General features: G+C 36.0%; 13 protein-coding genes, 1 tRNA gene, 1 pseudogene and 1 CRISPR repeat array (1 of these 16 running past the window's edge). Of the genes and pseudogenes, 3 read left to right on the top strand and 12 right to left on the bottom strand.

What is annotated here, in order from left to right; genetic code table 11:
* Positions 1-40 precede the first annotated feature (40 nt).
* From ACYQ3X_RS07515 to ACYQ3X_RS07465, 11 genes are all read right to left on the bottom strand, one after another.
* Positions 41-916 (bottom strand): methyl-accepting chemotaxis protein, encoded by an 876-nt coding sequence (locus tag ACYQ3X_RS07515; RefSeq protein WP_460181190.1) that lies wholly within the window; start codon positions 914-916, stop codon positions 41-43.
* Positions 917-927: 11 nt separating this feature from the next.
* Positions 928-1,716 (bottom strand): oxygen-binding di-iron domain-containing protein, encoded by a 789-nt coding sequence (locus tag ACYQ3X_RS07510; protein WP_460181189.1) that lies wholly within the window; start codon positions 1,714-1,716, stop codon positions 928-930.
* A gap of 53 nt (positions 1,717-1,769) precedes the next feature.
* Positions 1,770-4,418 (bottom strand): cytochrome C, encoded by a 2,649-nt coding sequence (locus ACYQ3X_RS07505; RefSeq protein ID WP_460181188.1) that lies wholly within the window; start codon positions 4,416-4,418, stop codon positions 1,770-1,772.
* Positions 4,415-5,485 (bottom strand): hypothetical protein, encoded by a 1,071-nt coding sequence (locus tag ACYQ3X_RS07500; RefSeq protein ID WP_460181187.1) that lies wholly within the window; start codon positions 5,483-5,485, stop codon positions 4,415-4,417. The genes ACYQ3X_RS07505 and ACYQ3X_RS07500 overlap by 4 nt, the downstream gene beginning before the upstream one ends.
* Positions 5,486-5,519: 34 nt before the next feature.
* Positions 5,520-6,251 carry an RNA methyltransferase gene (locus ACYQ3X_RS07495; protein ID WP_460181186.1) on the bottom strand — a complete coding sequence of 244 codons (732 nt, stop codon included), beginning with the start codon at positions 6,249-6,251 and terminating at the stop codon, positions 5,520-5,522.
* The gene (xseB, locus tag ACYQ3X_RS07490; RefSeq protein ID WP_460181185.1) at positions 6,252-6,473 is read right to left on the bottom strand and encodes an exodeoxyribonuclease VII small subunit; all 222 of its coding nucleotides are present in this window, start codon (positions 6,471-6,473) and stop codon (positions 6,252-6,254) included. It abuts the gene before it with no gap.
* Positions 6,451-7,917 (bottom strand): exodeoxyribonuclease VII large subunit, encoded by a 1,467-nt coding sequence (gene xseA / locus ACYQ3X_RS07485; protein WP_460181184.1) that lies wholly within the window; start codon positions 7,915-7,917, stop codon positions 6,451-6,453. Before xseA ends, xseB begins: the two co-directional genes overlap by 23 nt.
* The gene (locus ACYQ3X_RS07480; RefSeq protein ID WP_460181183.1) at positions 7,910-8,638 is read right to left on the bottom strand and encodes a pyridoxine 5'-phosphate synthase; all 729 of its coding nucleotides are present in this window, start codon (positions 8,636-8,638) and stop codon (positions 7,910-7,912) included. The genes xseA and ACYQ3X_RS07480 overlap by 8 nt, the downstream gene beginning before the upstream one ends.
* Positions 8,639-8,739: 101 nt before the next feature.
* Positions 8,740-9,822 carry a glycosyltransferase family 4 protein gene (locus ACYQ3X_RS07475; RefSeq protein WP_460181182.1) on the bottom strand — a complete coding sequence of 361 codons (1,083 nt, stop codon included), beginning with the start codon at positions 9,820-9,822 and terminating at the stop codon, positions 8,740-8,742.
* Complete coding sequence (locus ACYQ3X_RS07470; protein WP_460181181.1) at positions 9,819-10,850, bottom strand: glycosyltransferase family 4 protein; 1,032 nt, start codon at positions 10,848-10,850, stop codon at positions 9,819-9,821. Before ACYQ3X_RS07470 ends, ACYQ3X_RS07475 begins: the two co-directional genes overlap by 4 nt.
* Positions 10,804-12,321, bottom strand: coding sequence for a glycosyltransferase family 2 protein (locus tag ACYQ3X_RS07465; protein ID WP_460181180.1), 1,518 nt, complete (start codon positions 12,319-12,321; stop codon positions 10,804-10,806). The genes ACYQ3X_RS07470 and ACYQ3X_RS07465 overlap by 47 nt, the downstream gene beginning before the upstream one ends.
* A 150-nt stretch (positions 12,322-12,471) precedes the next feature.
* Here ACYQ3X_RS07465 and ACYQ3X_RS07460 point away from each other — a divergent pair.
* The 3 genes and pseudogenes from ACYQ3X_RS07460 to ACYQ3X_RS07450 all read left to right on the top strand — a co-directional run bounded on the left by ACYQ3X_RS07460 (position 12,472) and on the right by ACYQ3X_RS07450 (position 14,152).
* Positions 12,472-12,555 (top strand) — tRNA-Leu (locus ACYQ3X_RS07460).
* A 479-nt stretch (positions 12,556-13,034) separates the two neighbouring features.
* A pseudogene (locus ACYQ3X_RS07455) lies at positions 13,035-13,457 on the top strand (transposase); the annotation flags it as partial.
* 20 nt (positions 13,458-13,477) lie between these two features.
* Positions 13,478-14,152: an IS256 family transposase gene (locus tag ACYQ3X_RS07450; protein ID WP_460181179.1), complete on the top strand. Its 675-nt coding sequence runs from the start codon at positions 13,478-13,480 to the stop codon at positions 14,150-14,152.
* Between the two features lie 82 nt (positions 14,153-14,234).
* On the opposite strand, the gene ACYQ3X_RS07445 is transcribed toward ACYQ3X_RS07450, so the two are convergent.
* Positions 14,235-15,041 carry a DDE-type integrase/transposase/recombinase gene (locus ACYQ3X_RS07445; protein ID WP_460181178.1) on the bottom strand — a complete coding sequence of 269 codons (807 nt, stop codon included), beginning with the start codon at positions 15,039-15,041 and terminating at the stop codon, positions 14,235-14,237.
* Between the two features lie 135 nt (positions 15,042-15,176).
* Positions 15,177-16,677: direct repeats of the CRISPR family, unit length 30 nt; unit sequence GTTTCAATTCCTCATAGGTAGGCTCGCAAC; it runs 2,470 nt beyond the window's last position.

Genomic DNA, 16,677 nt, shown 5'->3' with positions numbered 1-16,677 from the left:
ATGCGGACATAAAGCAAAAAATAAAGTTTCTTTATCCCTATCAGAACTTTGTCAGCTTTGAAATCTCATCATTAACTTTAATCACTGTGGAGAAAACCTTATAGGTTTCATTTAGCATGGAGGCGGTGTTTGTGATTCTTTTTGAGACATCTGTGAGAACCTGACTTTGTTCTTCAATGGCTGTTGAAAGAGTGTTAACAGCATCACCTACTGTATCAGACATTATCTTTGTCTTTTCAAAGGATTTTCTTATATTTTTCATGTCTTCCTCTATGCTTGAAAATAATTCTCTAATTTTTTCAACCTCTCCCACTGCAGAAATTACACGATCTTTAAGATTTCCGAGAATTTTTCCAATATCCTTTGTCAGAGCTTCTGTTTTCTGCGAAAGCTTTCTTATTTCATCAGCAACTACAGCAAAACCTCTTCCTGCCTCTCCAACCCTTGCTGCCTCAATTGACGCATTCAATGCAAGCAGATTTGTCTGATCAGCCACATCTGATATGGCAGTTACCACATTACCAATGTTTTCTGTGGCATGTCCAAGGTCCTTTATGTTGTTAACCACTTCAATAATTTTACTGTTATGAGACTCTATGTCCTTTACTCTTTTTTCCAGTTCCTCATCCATTGTCTCATTCTGGGTAACCATTGTTTTGACTTCTTCATTTATGGATGCCACACTTCTTGACATATCTCTGATTGTTGTATCTATCTCTTCCATTGCTGTTGCTATTGAGGATACCTCATCCTTTATTCTCGTGAAGTTGGAATCAATTAGCCCCATTGTATTTGATATAGTTGAACCCACAAGATTTGACTTTATAATTCCAGATGAAAGGGTTTTAATCAGTGAAAGATTGATGTCAACCATTTTTTTATTATCAATGCTTGCTTTCTTTTTTCTAAAAAACATATTCAGTCCTCCTATTTATAGAATTCATCAGCAATGTCAACACCGCATCTTAATCCACTTAGCCAGTTAAAGAATCTCTGTATATGGTCTTTTTTGTAAATTATTGCTCCATGTTGTGGAGCTATAACATCAATGTTAAGCTTGCTTACTCTCTCAAGATATTTTTTAACCACACTGTTTGAAGCAAGGTATCTTCTATGAAATCCTTCCATGAGCTTTAAATGACTGTCAAAATCCTCCACATAGGTATATCTTTGTCCTTTGGGAAAGATAGCAGCGCCAAGGTCTCCTGTAAAAAGAGTTTTAGAGCGGGAATCATAGACATGGAAATTAGCCACTGAGTGAAGAAAATGAGCTGGTATTATTTCAAGGTAATCACCTGAAGGAAGCTGAATTCTTCCACCACCTTCTTCAAGAGGAACAATTTTTGACATGTCAAAAATTCCGTAATGGGGAAGAAATCTTACCCACCACTTTGATATGTAAACCTTTGCATTGGTCACACTTAGCCACAAAGCTACACCTGATGAAACATCAGGATCTTGATGGGAGAAAAAGAGATGTTCAATTCTTTCAAGATCAACATATCTTGAAACATTAGCCACAACCCTTGGAAATACATGAACTCCTCCAGGATCAAGAATAACTCCCACGCCTCTGTTTTCTATGAGATATTGATTGACCTGAACAAGCCCTTCCTCTTCATGTTCTTCCCATCCAAGCCAGATAAACTTGTGAGTGCCATCATCATAAATTGTGTCTCCTCTTACAATATCAACTTCTTTGTTCAATGCAGGCATATTTTATCCTCCAGATTAGAATTATTTTAATTTCATTTTATCAAATTCACTTATTACTGTAAAGCTTTTTTATTTCTGAAGATTCTTAACATGTTTGCATGATGAGGAGAACCCTGCATTTTAACTTTATGGCAGACTTCACACTTCATCTCCGATGAGATTGGAAGAGGCTTTTCCTGATACTGCATGGGCTGAATGTTATCTCTATTTCTTCCGAATTCATTGAAAGATGGATAAATTGCATGGGGAGAGCTGTGACAGGCTATGCAGGGAATTTTCCCTGTGTTTTCTTTTCTGTTTCTGTAAAGACTTTCAGCATCAGTTGTCCATCTATTGAAGGCTCTTACATTTTTCTCAGGCTTCTGAAATCCCACATGACAATTAAGGCAATCTGGCTGCTGTATCCATGGCTTTCTTGGATTTATATTTGATATTGGTGTTTCAGGCTTTAGATTTCTAAGAAGAAGTTGGGCAGTTTTTGTTCCTTGCTGAGATAGTAAAACTGCTGAGGCATGCTCATCAAGCCTTCCATGACATTGTGTGCAGCCAATTCCAAGTTTTGCATGGATGTCTCTATTACATCTTGTATTGCCTTTTGCATCATTGGGATGGCAGTAGTTACAGGCTCTTTCATCTTTCCATGGTATGTAGTTGGCATGCCAGCCATGCATTGAGGCTGAGAAACTATTGTGTCCCTTTATTCCCTTTGATTTTACAATAAAATCCTCATGGCATTTCTGACACATCATTGGTTTTCCTTTAAGGGCACTTTCAAGGAGCTTTGTTCTATGATTTCTATCATGAACTCTTAAGATGTTTATGGCAGTCTCATCGGAAATACCTGAAATGCCTTTCCATCGTGGAGTGCCACCATGACACTCAAAGCATCTGAGCTCTGTTGAGACAGGAGCAACAAACTTTGTGCTCTGCAGAACCATGCCTGTAGATTTCTGTATTGCCTTTGCTTCAAAAACTGGATAGGGATTGAATGTTCCGTCATCTCTGTAAGGTAAGACTGGAACGCCTTCAACTGAGAATATGTTTTTCTCTCTGTTATAATCAAAGATTCCGCTGAGAGTTTTACCAGTAACTCCTGTATTTTCAGGAAGCTTTTTACCTTTCAAATACTCTGAATATTTCCAAAATTCAATTTGTTTAGAAGGGTTTTCATAGCCTTTCTGAACCTCATAATGAATTTCTATGTCCTGTGATACAATCTCTGGCTTAAGCCCTCTTTTTATGAGTATTGCCTGAAAGGAGCTTCCCGGATAAAGAAATGAAAACCATCTATCTGAATCGGTTATGCATTTTTCACCAAGTGTGCTCCATGCAAGCAATACATAATCATCCTTTTCAGGATTGAAAGATGGAATGGATATTTCCTCCTGGATGGGTTTGAAATCAGCTGTTTTACTGTCTCCTTTAACATGAAGGCTTGCTATAAACTCTGCCAGAGCCTCCATCTCCTTTTCTGTTCCAATAAACTTAGGCATGTAATCACGGACTTTACCCTGACCATAAAGCTGGGAAAGTATTCCAAGTTTTGTAAGTCCTTTTGTTTTTTCAACTATATCGTTCTTAACACCTCTGATTGTATGGCAACTGAGACACTGAAAATTAAAGAGTTCTCTACCTGCAAGAAGTTTATTTTCTTCTGTTACTTCTTTAACAGGACTCCATTTTGCGTTTTTGAGAAATCCTTCTTTGTTAAGTCTTTCTTCATTGGAAACCAAAATAGAAGGAGAATACATATATCCATATATAACATAAGGTTTTCTTGCATACTCTCTCATGTATTCAAATCCACCAATCCATAAAAGTCCAATAACTAATAGCAAAAAAACAGCAGCACGATTCAATGCCCTGGAGGTTTTCATTATCATGATTAACGCAAAAAGATAGAGTAAGACAGAAGTAGCTATGAATACATTTAAAGCAGAGGCAGTTTGTTGATTAAGGACAAAGTTTGTAAGTCTTGCATTTTCTGGGACTGAATAAAAATACCATAAACCTGAAAACATGAGGAAGGGAAGGGGAACATAAAGCCATTTTGCACAGTATCTAAGAAGTGTTTGTCTCAAATTATCATTCTTTTCAAATACTGCTGTAACAAAACCAAAAAGTCCTGCAAACATTATGCAGATAGCAGTTCTGAAAAAAAGTCCTGGAAGATTGGTGGGATTGAAAAAACCGTCCCAGAAATTGTAAGTTTTAAGCCACTGCCCTGGTGTGAGCATAAATGTTATAATTCCATTGATTATGAAAAGGCTTAACCATGCAGAAGCTGCATAGATAAAGGCAATTCTCAGGCGCTTTTTCTCTGAAAGTTTATCAAATTTATAGTGATATATAAGCAGTGATACAATCTCCACAAGAAAGAAAACCCACTCAATTGCCCATGCGAAAACAAATGTATGAATGAGCACAGAAGTAGCCCATGGATTTGAAAGAGCAATTATAAACCATATTCCAACACCTGAGACTCCACCAAAAACCATTGTAAGAAGCAGGAAAAACCATATATGTTTCCGCACATACTGTCTTAAAGCAATATTGCTCTCTTTTACGCTTTTAAGGTCTGTAAGCCAGAGAAATATGCCACCACCTACGGCAAAGTGGGAGATAAACACATGAAGCACAGCAATTATTGCTATCAGTGTACCAGAGTTAAGATAGTAAAGTTCCCAGACAGGATAGTTCATTTTTTGACCTCTTTATAAAAGGCAATTCTAATCATGTAAAATATAACTGCTATGCCAGCACCAAAAATTAGAAGAAAGGTAACAAAAACATCCCACTGAGGCATAATTTTAAGCTCAGAGATACGGAAGTTCTCGCCAAGCTGAAATACTCTTAGGTAGTAACGATTTATTATCATGGTAAATAGGGTTAAAAGAAGAAAAAAAGCTGTAGTAGTCAATTTCTCCTTTAGCCCTGAAAATAGTGTAATTATAGCAAATATTACTCCAGAAACAAATATTGTGGTTGCCAGAAAATCACCACCAACATAGTTACGCATAACTTTTTCAGGAAGACTCATAAGAAATAGAATTCCAACAAAAATCTGCAACATGGTGGCATAACTGAAAATTTTTAAGCCCTCTTTAATTTTCAGGTATTGCAATTTTTGCTCCATATCTTTTCTGAAATTGTAATAGAGGCTATAAAAGAAGCCGCCTATGGCAATACTACCAACTATAAAATGTAAATATCTTGGGTATATGCTCAATGTATTCCACATAAGAATTGTTCCACTTCTGTTTTCAAAGTATTTTTTCCACTGTTCAGGCTCTTCCATAAGAGATAGATTGTTAACAAGAATAAAGGCAATGTAAAGCATTATAAAAATTACAGTTAAAAGAGAAAGCCTTGCTAATCTGAGGTTCTCAAATTTTCTGTAATGAAAATATGATGCATAGTAAGCGATTATAAGCAGGGGAATAATCAGTATCCAGAAAGTTCCTAAAAGAACAGAACTTGTATAAAAGAAATGTCCAAAAACAACCTGAATGAATAAAAGTGCTGGAATAGCCATGTTTATTGCAAGGGCAAAAAGAATCGGGATTTGCTTTGCAATTGATTTATCCCTTTGCAGGCTTTCAATCATGTCAGAGGATTTTAATAGTTTGTAAACTGTTATAAAACTCAAACCAAATATAGAATTTATAAGCACAATGTGAATCAGAAAAAATAACTGTTCAAGCAGAATAAAAATTTGTGCAGGTGCTGGAATGCTTTCAGTATATGGAATAAGATTTTTAATATCCATTTTGCTAAAATTATATCAGATAATCTGCTGGATTTCAACCTGAATTTTCAAGCTTTTCCTCTATATGTGTGCAGATTCCATGAAGGAGTTTTAGTTCCCAGAAAGTAAGACCTGTTCTTCCAAAAAGATGCCTGAAATTGTTCATTATTCTTTTTTCAAGATCAGGATTATCAGGCATGTATCCAATTTGTTTTAGAACTGTAAAAAGTCTTTCATAAAGTTTGTTAAGTTCCTGCTGATCCACATAAAACTGCCTGTGCATGTGAAAATCTTTTATTTCTTCACATCTCATGAGTTCATAGGCAACTATTAAAACTGCCTGAGCAAGATTTAATGAAGGTTGTAGTTCTGATGAGGGGATTGTCATAAGATATCCGCATTTTTCCACTTCTTCATTAAAAAGTCCTTTGTCCTCTCTTCCAAAAAGTATGGCAACCCTGTTATTCTGAGCTACTTCAAAAATTCTTTTTACTCCATCCTTTACATCAAGAATTGCTCCTCTTTTTGAGCCTCTTCTACGAGTTACACCCACCACAAGTGCTTTATCTATAAGCGCATCTTCAAGTTTTTTATAAACTTCAGCTTTTTCAAGAACATCCTTGCTTGCCCATGCCATCCAATAAGCTTCATCTGTTAGTGCAGAAGGATTTACAAGGGTGAGTTTCCTGAAACCCATGTTTTTTATTGCTCTTGCAGAAGAGCCAATGTTTCCAGGCTCTTTTGGCTCAACTAAAACAAAATAGACATTTTCTTTCCATAAACTCATTTAAAATGGTTCAACCTCTGTAGAATCTGGTTCTTCAAGAGCAATTAAGGTTTTATGAAGTTCTTCTTCTGCAGTTTTTAGCTTGCTTTTGCAAAAACGGATAAGTTCTGTTGCCCTTTTTACCTTTTCAACAAGAACATCCACATCAACTTCCTGTGATTCTATAAACTTAAGAATTTCTTCAATCTCTTTCATTGCCTTAGAATAGCTTAAGTTCTCCATTGTTTTCCTCCTTTTGCGTTACTTCTGCTGTAAGATTTCCTTTATAAAGCTGAATCTGTATATTAGCCCTCAGAGGAACTTCCTGAGAATTTTTCAAAACCTTTCCATTTAAATAGGTAATACTGTAACCTCTTTTTAAAATATTTTCAGGACTGAGAAGACGAAGCTTTTCATTTACTCTTTCTATCTGAATATTTTTCAATGAGATCACGTTTTTCAACTTTGTAAAAAGGCTCTCCATGTAAGAACTTATTCTGAAATTCTGTTTTGTCAAGTTTTCGTTAATTTTCATTTTTACCTTATTGTTTATGTTTGTGAGCTCTACTTCCTCTGTTGTCAGTACTGTATTTGTCTTTTTATAAAGCTGCTGTTTAACTTTGAAAAGTAGCTCTTTTTGACCGTGAACCTTTTTTAAAACACTATTATGAACTTCGCTTATGATCAGATTCATTTTCTGTAAAATTTTCTCTCTTGAGTTTTTCACAACCAGCTGGAATCTTTCCTCAAGGCTTTGATTCCTTGAAGTCTCAACATTAAGAAAACTCTCAATCCTGTGAATAATTCTCTGCCTCAGGGTGTCAAGCCTTGAGTCAAAATCCAGTGCTCTGTCAAGTATAAATTTAGCAACCTCAGAAGGAGTTTTAAAAGACATTGAGGCAACAAAGTCTGCAACAGTTTCATCTCTTGTATGTCCTATTCCTGTAAATACAGGTATTGGCATTAAAGCCATTGTTTTTGCCAGTTCATAGTCATTAAAAATTGCAAGATCAGCAACCGAACCACCACCACGAATTAAAACAACAGCATCAAAAGCTTTGGCTTCAAACGCACATCTTTGAAAAGCCTCTATTAAAGAATTTACAGCAGAGTCTCCCTGAACAAAGGCATCAAAAAGTTTTGTATAGAACTTAAAACCGTATCTATTGCCCATCAGAATTTTTAAAAAATCCTCGTATCCAGCTGCAGATTCGCTGGATACAATTGCAATCCTTTGAATTATAACAGGAACTTCAAGATGTTTATTTCTTTCAATAAGTCCCTCTTTTGTGAGCCTTTCTATTGTCTCTTTCTTTTTTAAAGCCATCTCTCCAAGACTGAAGGAGGGATCAATTTGATAAATACTTATCTTAAAACCGTGCTTTTCGTGAAAAGTTGCTTTGCCGAGAAAAAGAATTTTTATACCCTTTTGAATCTCCATACCTGTTTTCATATAGAAGTTCAAAACAGTATCAGCATTCCTGCTCCATACTACAGCATCACATTTTGCAACAATTTCATTGTTCGTTTTCTCAACAAGTTCAATCCAGTAGTTTCCGTTTTTATCAAGATCTATTTTTGCTATCTCAGCAACAATCCATTGATAATCAGAGATTTCCTGAATATATTCTCTTATTTCAATTAAGTATTGTGAAAGAGTTTGATAAGTTACATCTACTTTAAGCATTCATACAAGCCTCTTTAATAAGATTTTTCATTTCTCTTACTGCTCTTTCAATTCCAACTAAAACAGCTCTTGCAATTATGCTGTGTCCAATATAAAGTCCTCTTAATCCTTTTATTGCTGCAACAGGTTTTACATTGTAATAATTTAATCCATGTCCTGCATTTGTTTTAAGTCCAAGACTTAAAGAAAAGGAAACAGCATCTTTAATTCTTTCAAGTTCTTTAAGCTGACTCTCTCCTTTTGTTTCAGAGTAATATCCTGTGTGAATTTCTACCATGTCTGCTCCCACTTCTTTGGAGCACTCAATAGAAGCTCTATCAGGATTTATAAAAAGACTTACTGGAATTCCACCTTCTTTGATTTTTTTAATTGCTTCTTTAAGAGAATCTTTACGTTCAATAACATTTAAGCCACCTTCTGTTGTAAGTTCCTGTCTTTTTTCTGGAACAAGTGTTACCATATCAGGTTTTACATCAAGTGCTATGTTAATCATCTCTTCAGTTGCAGCCATTTCAAGATTTAGCTCACAAGGAACAACTTCTCTTAGAACTCTAAGGTCTCTGTCCTGTATGTGCCTGCGATCCTCTCTTAGATGAACCGTTATTCCATCAGCTCCACCAACTATTGCCAGAGTTGCAGCCATTACAGGGTCTGGTTCAAAAGTTTTTCTTGCCTGCCTTACAGTGGCAACATGGTCAACATTTACTCCTAAGATAACCATAATTGACCCCTCCAGAGAATTAGTTGATTTGATTATATCAATTTTTCTATAGAGTTGACAAAACTCCTGTGTTTATTCTGAAGAAGATGAGGCTTTCAGATTTACCAGATTTTTTCTATTAAAGAAAAGGGCTTATGTAGCTTAAGAATTTTTTCATATACTTTTAAATATTCATTTACCATCTTATCTGCAGTGAAATTTTTTTCCACATGCAATCTGCAATCCATAGGATTTATTTTTTTAATCTCTTTAATTTTTTCAACCATCTCATCAATCATGTTTTCCACTGAAACAATGAAACCTGTAGTCCCATCAACTACTATTTCAGGGACAGAAGCTCTTCTTGGAGCAATAACAGGAGTTCCGCAAGCCATTGCTTCAATCATTACAAGTCCAAAAGGTTCCTTCCATTGGATTGGAAAAAGCATTGCCTTTGCTTTACTTAACCATGACACCTTTTCTTTAAATGGAACTTCTCCAATTAAAACTATATCATTACCATCAATCAATGGTTTTACTTCTTTCGTGAAGTATTCCTCATCAACAGGATCAACCTTTGTTAAAACCATAAGTTTCTGTTTTGCTTTTTTAGCAATTTTAATTGCTTCAACAATTCCTTTTTCAGGAGAAGACCTTCCAAGAAATATTAAAAAGTCTTCTTTTTTATCATTAAATGGATATTTTTCAACTTCTATCCCATTGTAAACAGTTGCCACATAGTGGGCTTCTGGAAGCGGTGTTCTCTGGTCATTACTGATAGAAACGTGATAACATCTTTTAAACAAATCTGTTTCATTATATATTTTTTTAAGTTCAGGAAGATCAAGTCTACAATGAAGAGTAAAAACTATGGGTTTTTCTATTAAATCCACAATCCATCCCCAGGGAAAAATATTTGGACCAAAATGACAGTGAATTATATCAAAATCATCACTCATTTCAATTAGTTTTGCAGCCTGCAAAAACTCGTACTTCCATATTTCTCTTCTTGGTTTTCCTCTCATTGCAGAAGCTACAACAGAAACAAGTTTTTGAGGGCAGATAGAATCTCCTGTTGCAAAAAGCGTTACTTCATATCCCTTGTTGTGTAATCCTTCCACGAGTTCTCCTACAATTAGTTCCACTCCTCCATACATTGGTGGTGGAACTCTTTCAATAAGTGGTGCAACTTGGGCTATTTTCATCGGTTTGCCTCCAGAATTTTATAAATTTTTAAATAATTTTCAGCCATTGTATCTCTTGAAAACTTCTGCTGAACGGTTTCTCTGCAAACGTTTCTGTCAATTTTTTCAATTTGCTGTAAAGCCTCACATGCTTCATCAACAGAATCAACTAAAAATCCTGTAATACCGTGCTCTACAACTTCCTGTGTAGAGCCTTTTCTGAAAGCAATAACAGGAGTTCCGCAAGCCATTGCTTCAATCATTACAAGTCCAAAGGCTTCTTTCCATCTTACAGGTAATATCAGTGCTAAAGCATTTTTTAAAAGTTCTGCCTTTTCTTGAAATGTAAGCTCTCCAAATACTTTAATCTGCTTTCCGTCCTGCTTGAGAAGAATTTTTTCTCTGTAAAACTCTTCAAACTCTTTTCTTATTTCTCCAGCAAGAATAATAGGAATTCCAGCTTTTTTGCTTATTTCAATAGCTATATCAGGACCTTTGTGAGGAGAAAAAGTGCCAAGAAAAACAATATACTCTCCTTTTTCCTCTGAAAAGGGATATTTTTTTACATCTATTCCATGATAAACTGTTGCTATCCAGTTGAGCTCTGGTGCAAGCTCTCTTTGAGCATTACTTATGGAGACATAGAATCTGTCTTTAAATGCTTTTCTGAGCACAGCAGGCTCTGGTGGTAAAGAACTGTGGATTGTTGTTAATATTGGAGTTTTTGTTAGAGGACTAATAGTCAAAGGGATAAATCCATTATGATTATGAAGAACATCAAACTCATCACTCATTTTCCCTACTATTTCAGTTTGTAAAATATCATAGTCATAGAAATCCCATTTAAACTGTCCAAGCATCTCATAAAGATTTTTTTCTATAATCGGTATTAATTTGCATGGAAGATTTGAATCTCCTGAAGCAAAAACAGTTACTTCATGACCCTTTTCAGTTAATGCGCATGCAAGGTCATAAACAACAAGTTCTGTTCCTCCGTATTTTTCAGGAGGCAGTTTCTTCCACAGTGGCGAAATTAATCCAATTTTCATCTTTCTCTTTCCTTGAGAGTTTAAAAAATCCATATATCTGCCACACTGCTGAAGAGTATATCAAGGCATTTATAAGAGCTCCCATAGCTAATATAATTTGATTTTTTGAGATTCCTGATATAAAGGCAAACCCACTCAAGAGCAATACTAAAAACTCTGAGAAGCCTTCCTGAATATATCCCAGCATTCCAGAGTTTTCCTTAAATTTAGGGGTTCTCCAGAATCCTTTTTTGGGATAAATCAAGCACTTAATCCATTCAGTTGCCATTGGCAGGCTCAGGGAAAGAAAAGAGATAAATGCATAGATACGCTCTTTTAAACTTACAACAGTATTAACAGGCATTGCAAAAAATAAACCAAGAATCCTGCTTAAAAGGAATGCAAAATAGGGAACTACAAAAGCAAAGCTGAATGAAAATAGACCAATACTGCTGGAAACTATAATCAAGAAAGGTATAAATAAATTGTTAAACCATATTGTATTTTGTGCTAAATAACAGAGCTTTTGCATGAAATTGAGTTTACCCCAGATAAAAGATTTAAAGTTTTTCATTATGGTTTGCATGTTCCCAAATACCCATCTTGCTCTTTGTTTCTTGTAAGCTTTGTAGCTATAGGGCATAAGTCCTTTACCTTTTGAATGATCAATATAAACTGTTTTATAACCAAGCTCATGAATTCTCATCCCAATTTCACTGTCTTCTGTTATGACTTCCTCTGAAAATCCTCCGATTTTCTCAAGAACATTTTTTCTTATGAGACCCATTGTTCCCATAAAAGAGGCGGCATTGTATTCATTGCATGTATTCATTACAGTGCTAAAAAAGTATCTGTAAGCATAATACATTCCCTTTGATAAAGGAGTATTATCCAGGAAATAGTCCTGAGGAAGCTGGACAACTGCTATTTCTGGATCTTTAAAGTATCCCACTGTTTTTTTGAGAAAATCTCTTTCCACTACATAATCAGAATCTATAATTCCGATTATTTCTGTCTGAGGCGATATGAGTTTTAAAGCGTAATTTAGAATTCCTGCTTTAAATCCCTCAATTTTTGGAATGTAAAAAAATTTTACTTTCTCACCAAGAGCATTACAGATTTTTTTAATACTTTCTACATCTTTATTGTAAGGAGTATTGTTAACTAATGCATATATTTCATAGTTTTCATAATCAAGATTACTCAAAGAGGTTAACGTGGATTTAACTACTCTTGCTGGTTCTCTACATATGGGGACAAGAATAGAAACAAAAGGTTTATAATCAGGTGGTAACTCAATAAAATCCGTTTTCCTCAATCTTTGTTTCTTTGTAGTATCAAAAATGAGAAAAAGTTCAAAAGACAAAAGGAATAAAGAAATGGAGTTTATGATTGCTTCAAAAAAATTCAGATGAAATATATAAAAAACATATCCAGAAATAATTGAGAAATAAAGAAATTTGGAGTGAAAACACCAGCCCGCATTCCTCATTAGCCACCTCCTAAGAAAACTCTTAGTAGCAGCTAATCATAAAGAATGCTAATATAGTATAGCAAAAATTATTGAATTTATCAACTTTCAAGTATGTAACATTCTGGACTTGCTAAGAATTATACAATAAAGATAAAATTAAGATGTTAAGCCGAAGTGGCGGAACTGGCAGACGCGCCAGATTCAGGATCTGGTGGTGGCAACGCCGTGCGGGTTCAAATCCCGCCTTCGGCATTCTTTGATCCTTATTGCAATTTTAAAGTTCATTTGTTATCCTTAAATAATTGGATATGCCCTTAGTGAATTTATTTTATTTCTCATGCCCATCATGGCAGTATTGTTTCTAATTTATGTTTTCACCAAGATAAAAAAGGCTTGTCCATCTGCTTCTTCTATGTCAATGCCTAATGCCCAATCTTCAATCAGCTCATTATAATATTTTGATAAACCCATTGCTCTTACCTCCTGAAACTTCTTCAAAAAATCCAATGCTAATCGCCTACTCTTTGTCTTATACCCACAGGCAGGAAGTTAAAATAATTTTGTGTCTATGGATAAAATATGTGAATTTGAAAACTAAATAAAGAGGAGGAAAGAGGATATGGAAAATCAAAAGGAGATGTATGAGGCAGTAAAAGAGGAGCTATTCAGGGAAGCAGCCATGAAAGTACTTTGAGATGATGTTTTAACAGGTAAGACTAAAGAAGCTTTTTGAAGAAACATTAAACCAGATAATGAAATCTGAAAGAGAGATATATCTAAAAAATAGCCCTGGCAATAAGGGCAATGGCTATTATCATCGTCAGTTCTCTGAAGGCTCATTCTGCCTTGACCTTACTGTTCCAAGAGACAGACATGGTGAGTTTCGGCCTTACATTTTACCTCAGCCATACCAGAGAGTAGGTGCATCTTATACAGATGTCCTTTATTCTTTAATAATAAACGGATACAGTCCCGCTCAGCTTCACAGGACACTCAGTGAGTTAGGACTTCCTTATACTCAGGATGAGATGAAAAAGATAATTGAAGACCTGAGGGAAAGGCTTGAGGATTTTAAAACAAGGCAATTACCCTCTGAAGTATTTGCCCTTTTCATAGATGGCTATCACACGGATATAAAGCAATCAAAAAAGTAAGACGAGCCTGTGTATATACAGTGCTGGGCATAGACCTGACGGGAAAGAAGGACATCTATGGATTTTATGAATTTTTTGGTTCAGAGAGCAAGGAAGGCTGGCTGCAGGTGTTGAACGATCTACTTGACAGGGGATTACAGAAGGTAGTTGTGGTAGTAAGCGATGATTTCCCAGGGTTAAGTGAGGCTCTTAAGGCACTTTATCCATTTACAGAGCATCAACTCTGTTTTGTACATTTAAAAAGAAACATCAGAAAAAACATGGGGAAACTGGCTTCTCAGGAATTTCTTAAAATGCTTAATCAAATAAAACAGCTAAGCTCAGGATTTGAGGATGCATTAGAGAGGTTTAAATCTCTCTGTGATAGATACGAGAAAAACTATTCTTATTTTATGAAGGAACTAAAGAAAAAGGCAGAGAAGTATTTTAATTTTCTCAAATATCCCGAAGAGATAAGAAAATATATATACACAACTAATGCAGCAGAGAACTTTAACAGAAGAATAGAGGAAATAAGACTGAGGCTTGGAGGATATTTTCAATCAATTGAAATACTTGAGACAAATCTGTTTTTGCAGAGGGAAAGGTTGTTACAAGGCAGATGGAAAAATCCTGTACCTATACTGAAAGCTAATACCTATGAACTTAGACAAATTTTTAATAGAAAATTCTATGCCCAAACACAAAATTATTGACAAGTGCCAGATTTTGCCTTATGCTTATCAGCATCTCAAGCCTCCTAAGGATCTTTAATTCTTCCTCTGTATCATACCTCCTCTATCCTGTATATGCCCTCACCATTGACCAGTTTTTGCTCTCTACATAGGGTGCGTCATTCTTCCTGTAAGGCCTCGACCTTGTAAATCTTATACCCCTTTCCTTGCAGAATCTCTCCATATGGGCATTTATGAATTCAGAGCCATTGTCAGAATGTATTGCCCTCACAGGCACTGGCATAACCTTAAGTATCTCCTCAAGAGCCTGAACTGTCCATATCATTGCCTTGTTCTTTATCGGTCTCAGTTCTGTCCATCCTGTTGATACCTCTGTTGCTGTAAGGGTATAGATGAATTCTCCCTTCCCTGATGCCCCTGAATGATGGACAAGGTCTATCTCAAGATAACCTGGTTGTTTTGGTTTGTCAAACCAGGATTCTACCATTATAGATTTCTTAAGGTTGCTGCTAAAGGGATTGCTACGATATTTCTGCTTCAGTTTTATCCTGTCCCTGTAGGGTTTAAGAAGTCTGTCTACTGTGCTATGAGATATCTTTAACAGTAGTGCCTTTATCCTTAATGCCTTCTCTACAGAGTCATCATAGACCTTCTTTCTGCCCCTTTTTGATACGCAAGAAAGGGTAGGGTCAGCTATAACCACTGTCCTTGACTTTCTTATTACCTTCTTGCCTGAGTTCCTTAAAAGACTGGAAATATATTGTTTGTTCATGTGAAGTATAAGGGAAAGTTCCTTAAGTAGCTGGGACTTCTGTTTCTTGTTAGCCTTTCTGTATAGCTCTGCATTGTTAAGGATGATGACTAATTTGTTCTTCATGGTGTATACTCCTTCAGGTATCCTGGCAATCATTCTTTAAACCTCCTTTTTGTAAGATTTTTGCTTAAACCATAAAGGTTTAAAGGATGCTTGCCCTTTTTGTCAATTTTGAGGAAACAACACCTCTTCGAAGAGATTATTTTTGAGGAAACGCGCTCGTTTAAAATGGTTTCAATTCCTCATAGGTAGGCTCGCAACTTGCTTAGGTCCCAAGGAAACGCCAACACTTTCATACTGTTTCAATTCCTCATAGGTAGGCTCGCAACTCAACAGGAACATCTCTTATCCCATATCGTAAAAGCTGAGACATGTTTCAATTCCTCATAGGTAGGCTCGCAACTGTGGCAGAATAACAGTCGGTGCCTTCAAATGAAATCCGTTTCAATTCCTCATAGGTAGGCTCGCAACTACAGAAAAACAAAATGCAGCATCTTGACAAAAACTTGAAGTTTCAATTCCTCATAGGTAGGCTCGCAACCCTGGCTTTTTTAAAGTTGGTGGTGGAGTTGTTTTTTGTTTCAATTCCTCATAGGTAGGCTCGCAACACTGACTTTTTAATGTTTTTATCAAATAACATTTTATGGTTTCAATTCCTCATAGGTAGGCTCGCAACAAAGAGGAATGATAGGAAAAGAAGAGGCAACTGTTTTATGTTTCAATTCCTCATAGGTAGGCTCGCAACGATTTTTCTAATCTCATTGTCCGAGAGACCCTTAATGGTTTCAATTCCTCATAGGTAGGCTCGCAACGATGGGACAGTAGGGAAAGATAGTGGCAAGAAAAAGAGTTTCAATTCCTCATAGGTAGGCTCGCAACTAGTAAAGAACGAAAGCGGTAAGCATATTGTTTTTGCTGGTTTCAATTCCTCATAGGTAGGCTCGCAACGTTTTTTGTAATATTTTCATATATATCTTGCAATATTTGTTTCAATTCCTCATAGGTAGGCTCGCAACCGATAATGCTCTCCACTACCTCATGCACATGTTCCTTGTTTCAATTCCTCATAGGTAGGCTCGCAACGTGCTTCTCATTGCTCTCATTGTAGCATGTGCAGAAGAGTTTCAATTCCTCATAGGTAGGCTCGCAACAAAATTTTCAAATCTAATTGTCTTAGCTTTATCTAAGTTTCAATTCCTCATAGGTAGGCTCGCAACTACAACTTTATATCTTGATTATGAGAATTCCAAGCATGGTTTCAATTCCTCATAGGTAGGCTCGCAACTAAAGAGAGAGAATATGGCAAGTTTATCAATTTTATCGTTTCAATTCCTCATAGGTAGGCTCGCAACGCAGACTCAACATGACATCTGAAGTAGAATTTTACATGTTTCAATTCCTCATAGGTAGGCTCGCAACTTGCAGAAGAAGAAAAAAAATGATTGACTTTGAAAACCTGTTTCAATTCCTCATAGGTAGGCTCGCAACGATGGCAATTGATTGCCGTTACCAGTTATAATATTCTGTTTCAATTCCTCATAGGTAGGCTCGCAACTTGGCGAGAGAGGTGATTGAAGCAGTGGAGAAGTTGTTTCAATTCCTCATAGGTAGGCTCGCAACCTGATAAAGCAAATTATCCTCTGGCAATTGCTTTTAAAGAGTTTCAATTCCTCATAGGTAGGCTCGCAACGTGTAATTATTCCTGTAATAACTCCTGAGATAAGAGTTTCAA

It is taken from the genome of Thermodesulfovibrio sp. TK110 (genome assembly GCF_054658355.1).
The sequence above is the reverse complement of the archived record's forward strand: the minus strand, read 5'-3'. Positions and strand labels throughout refer to the sequence as shown.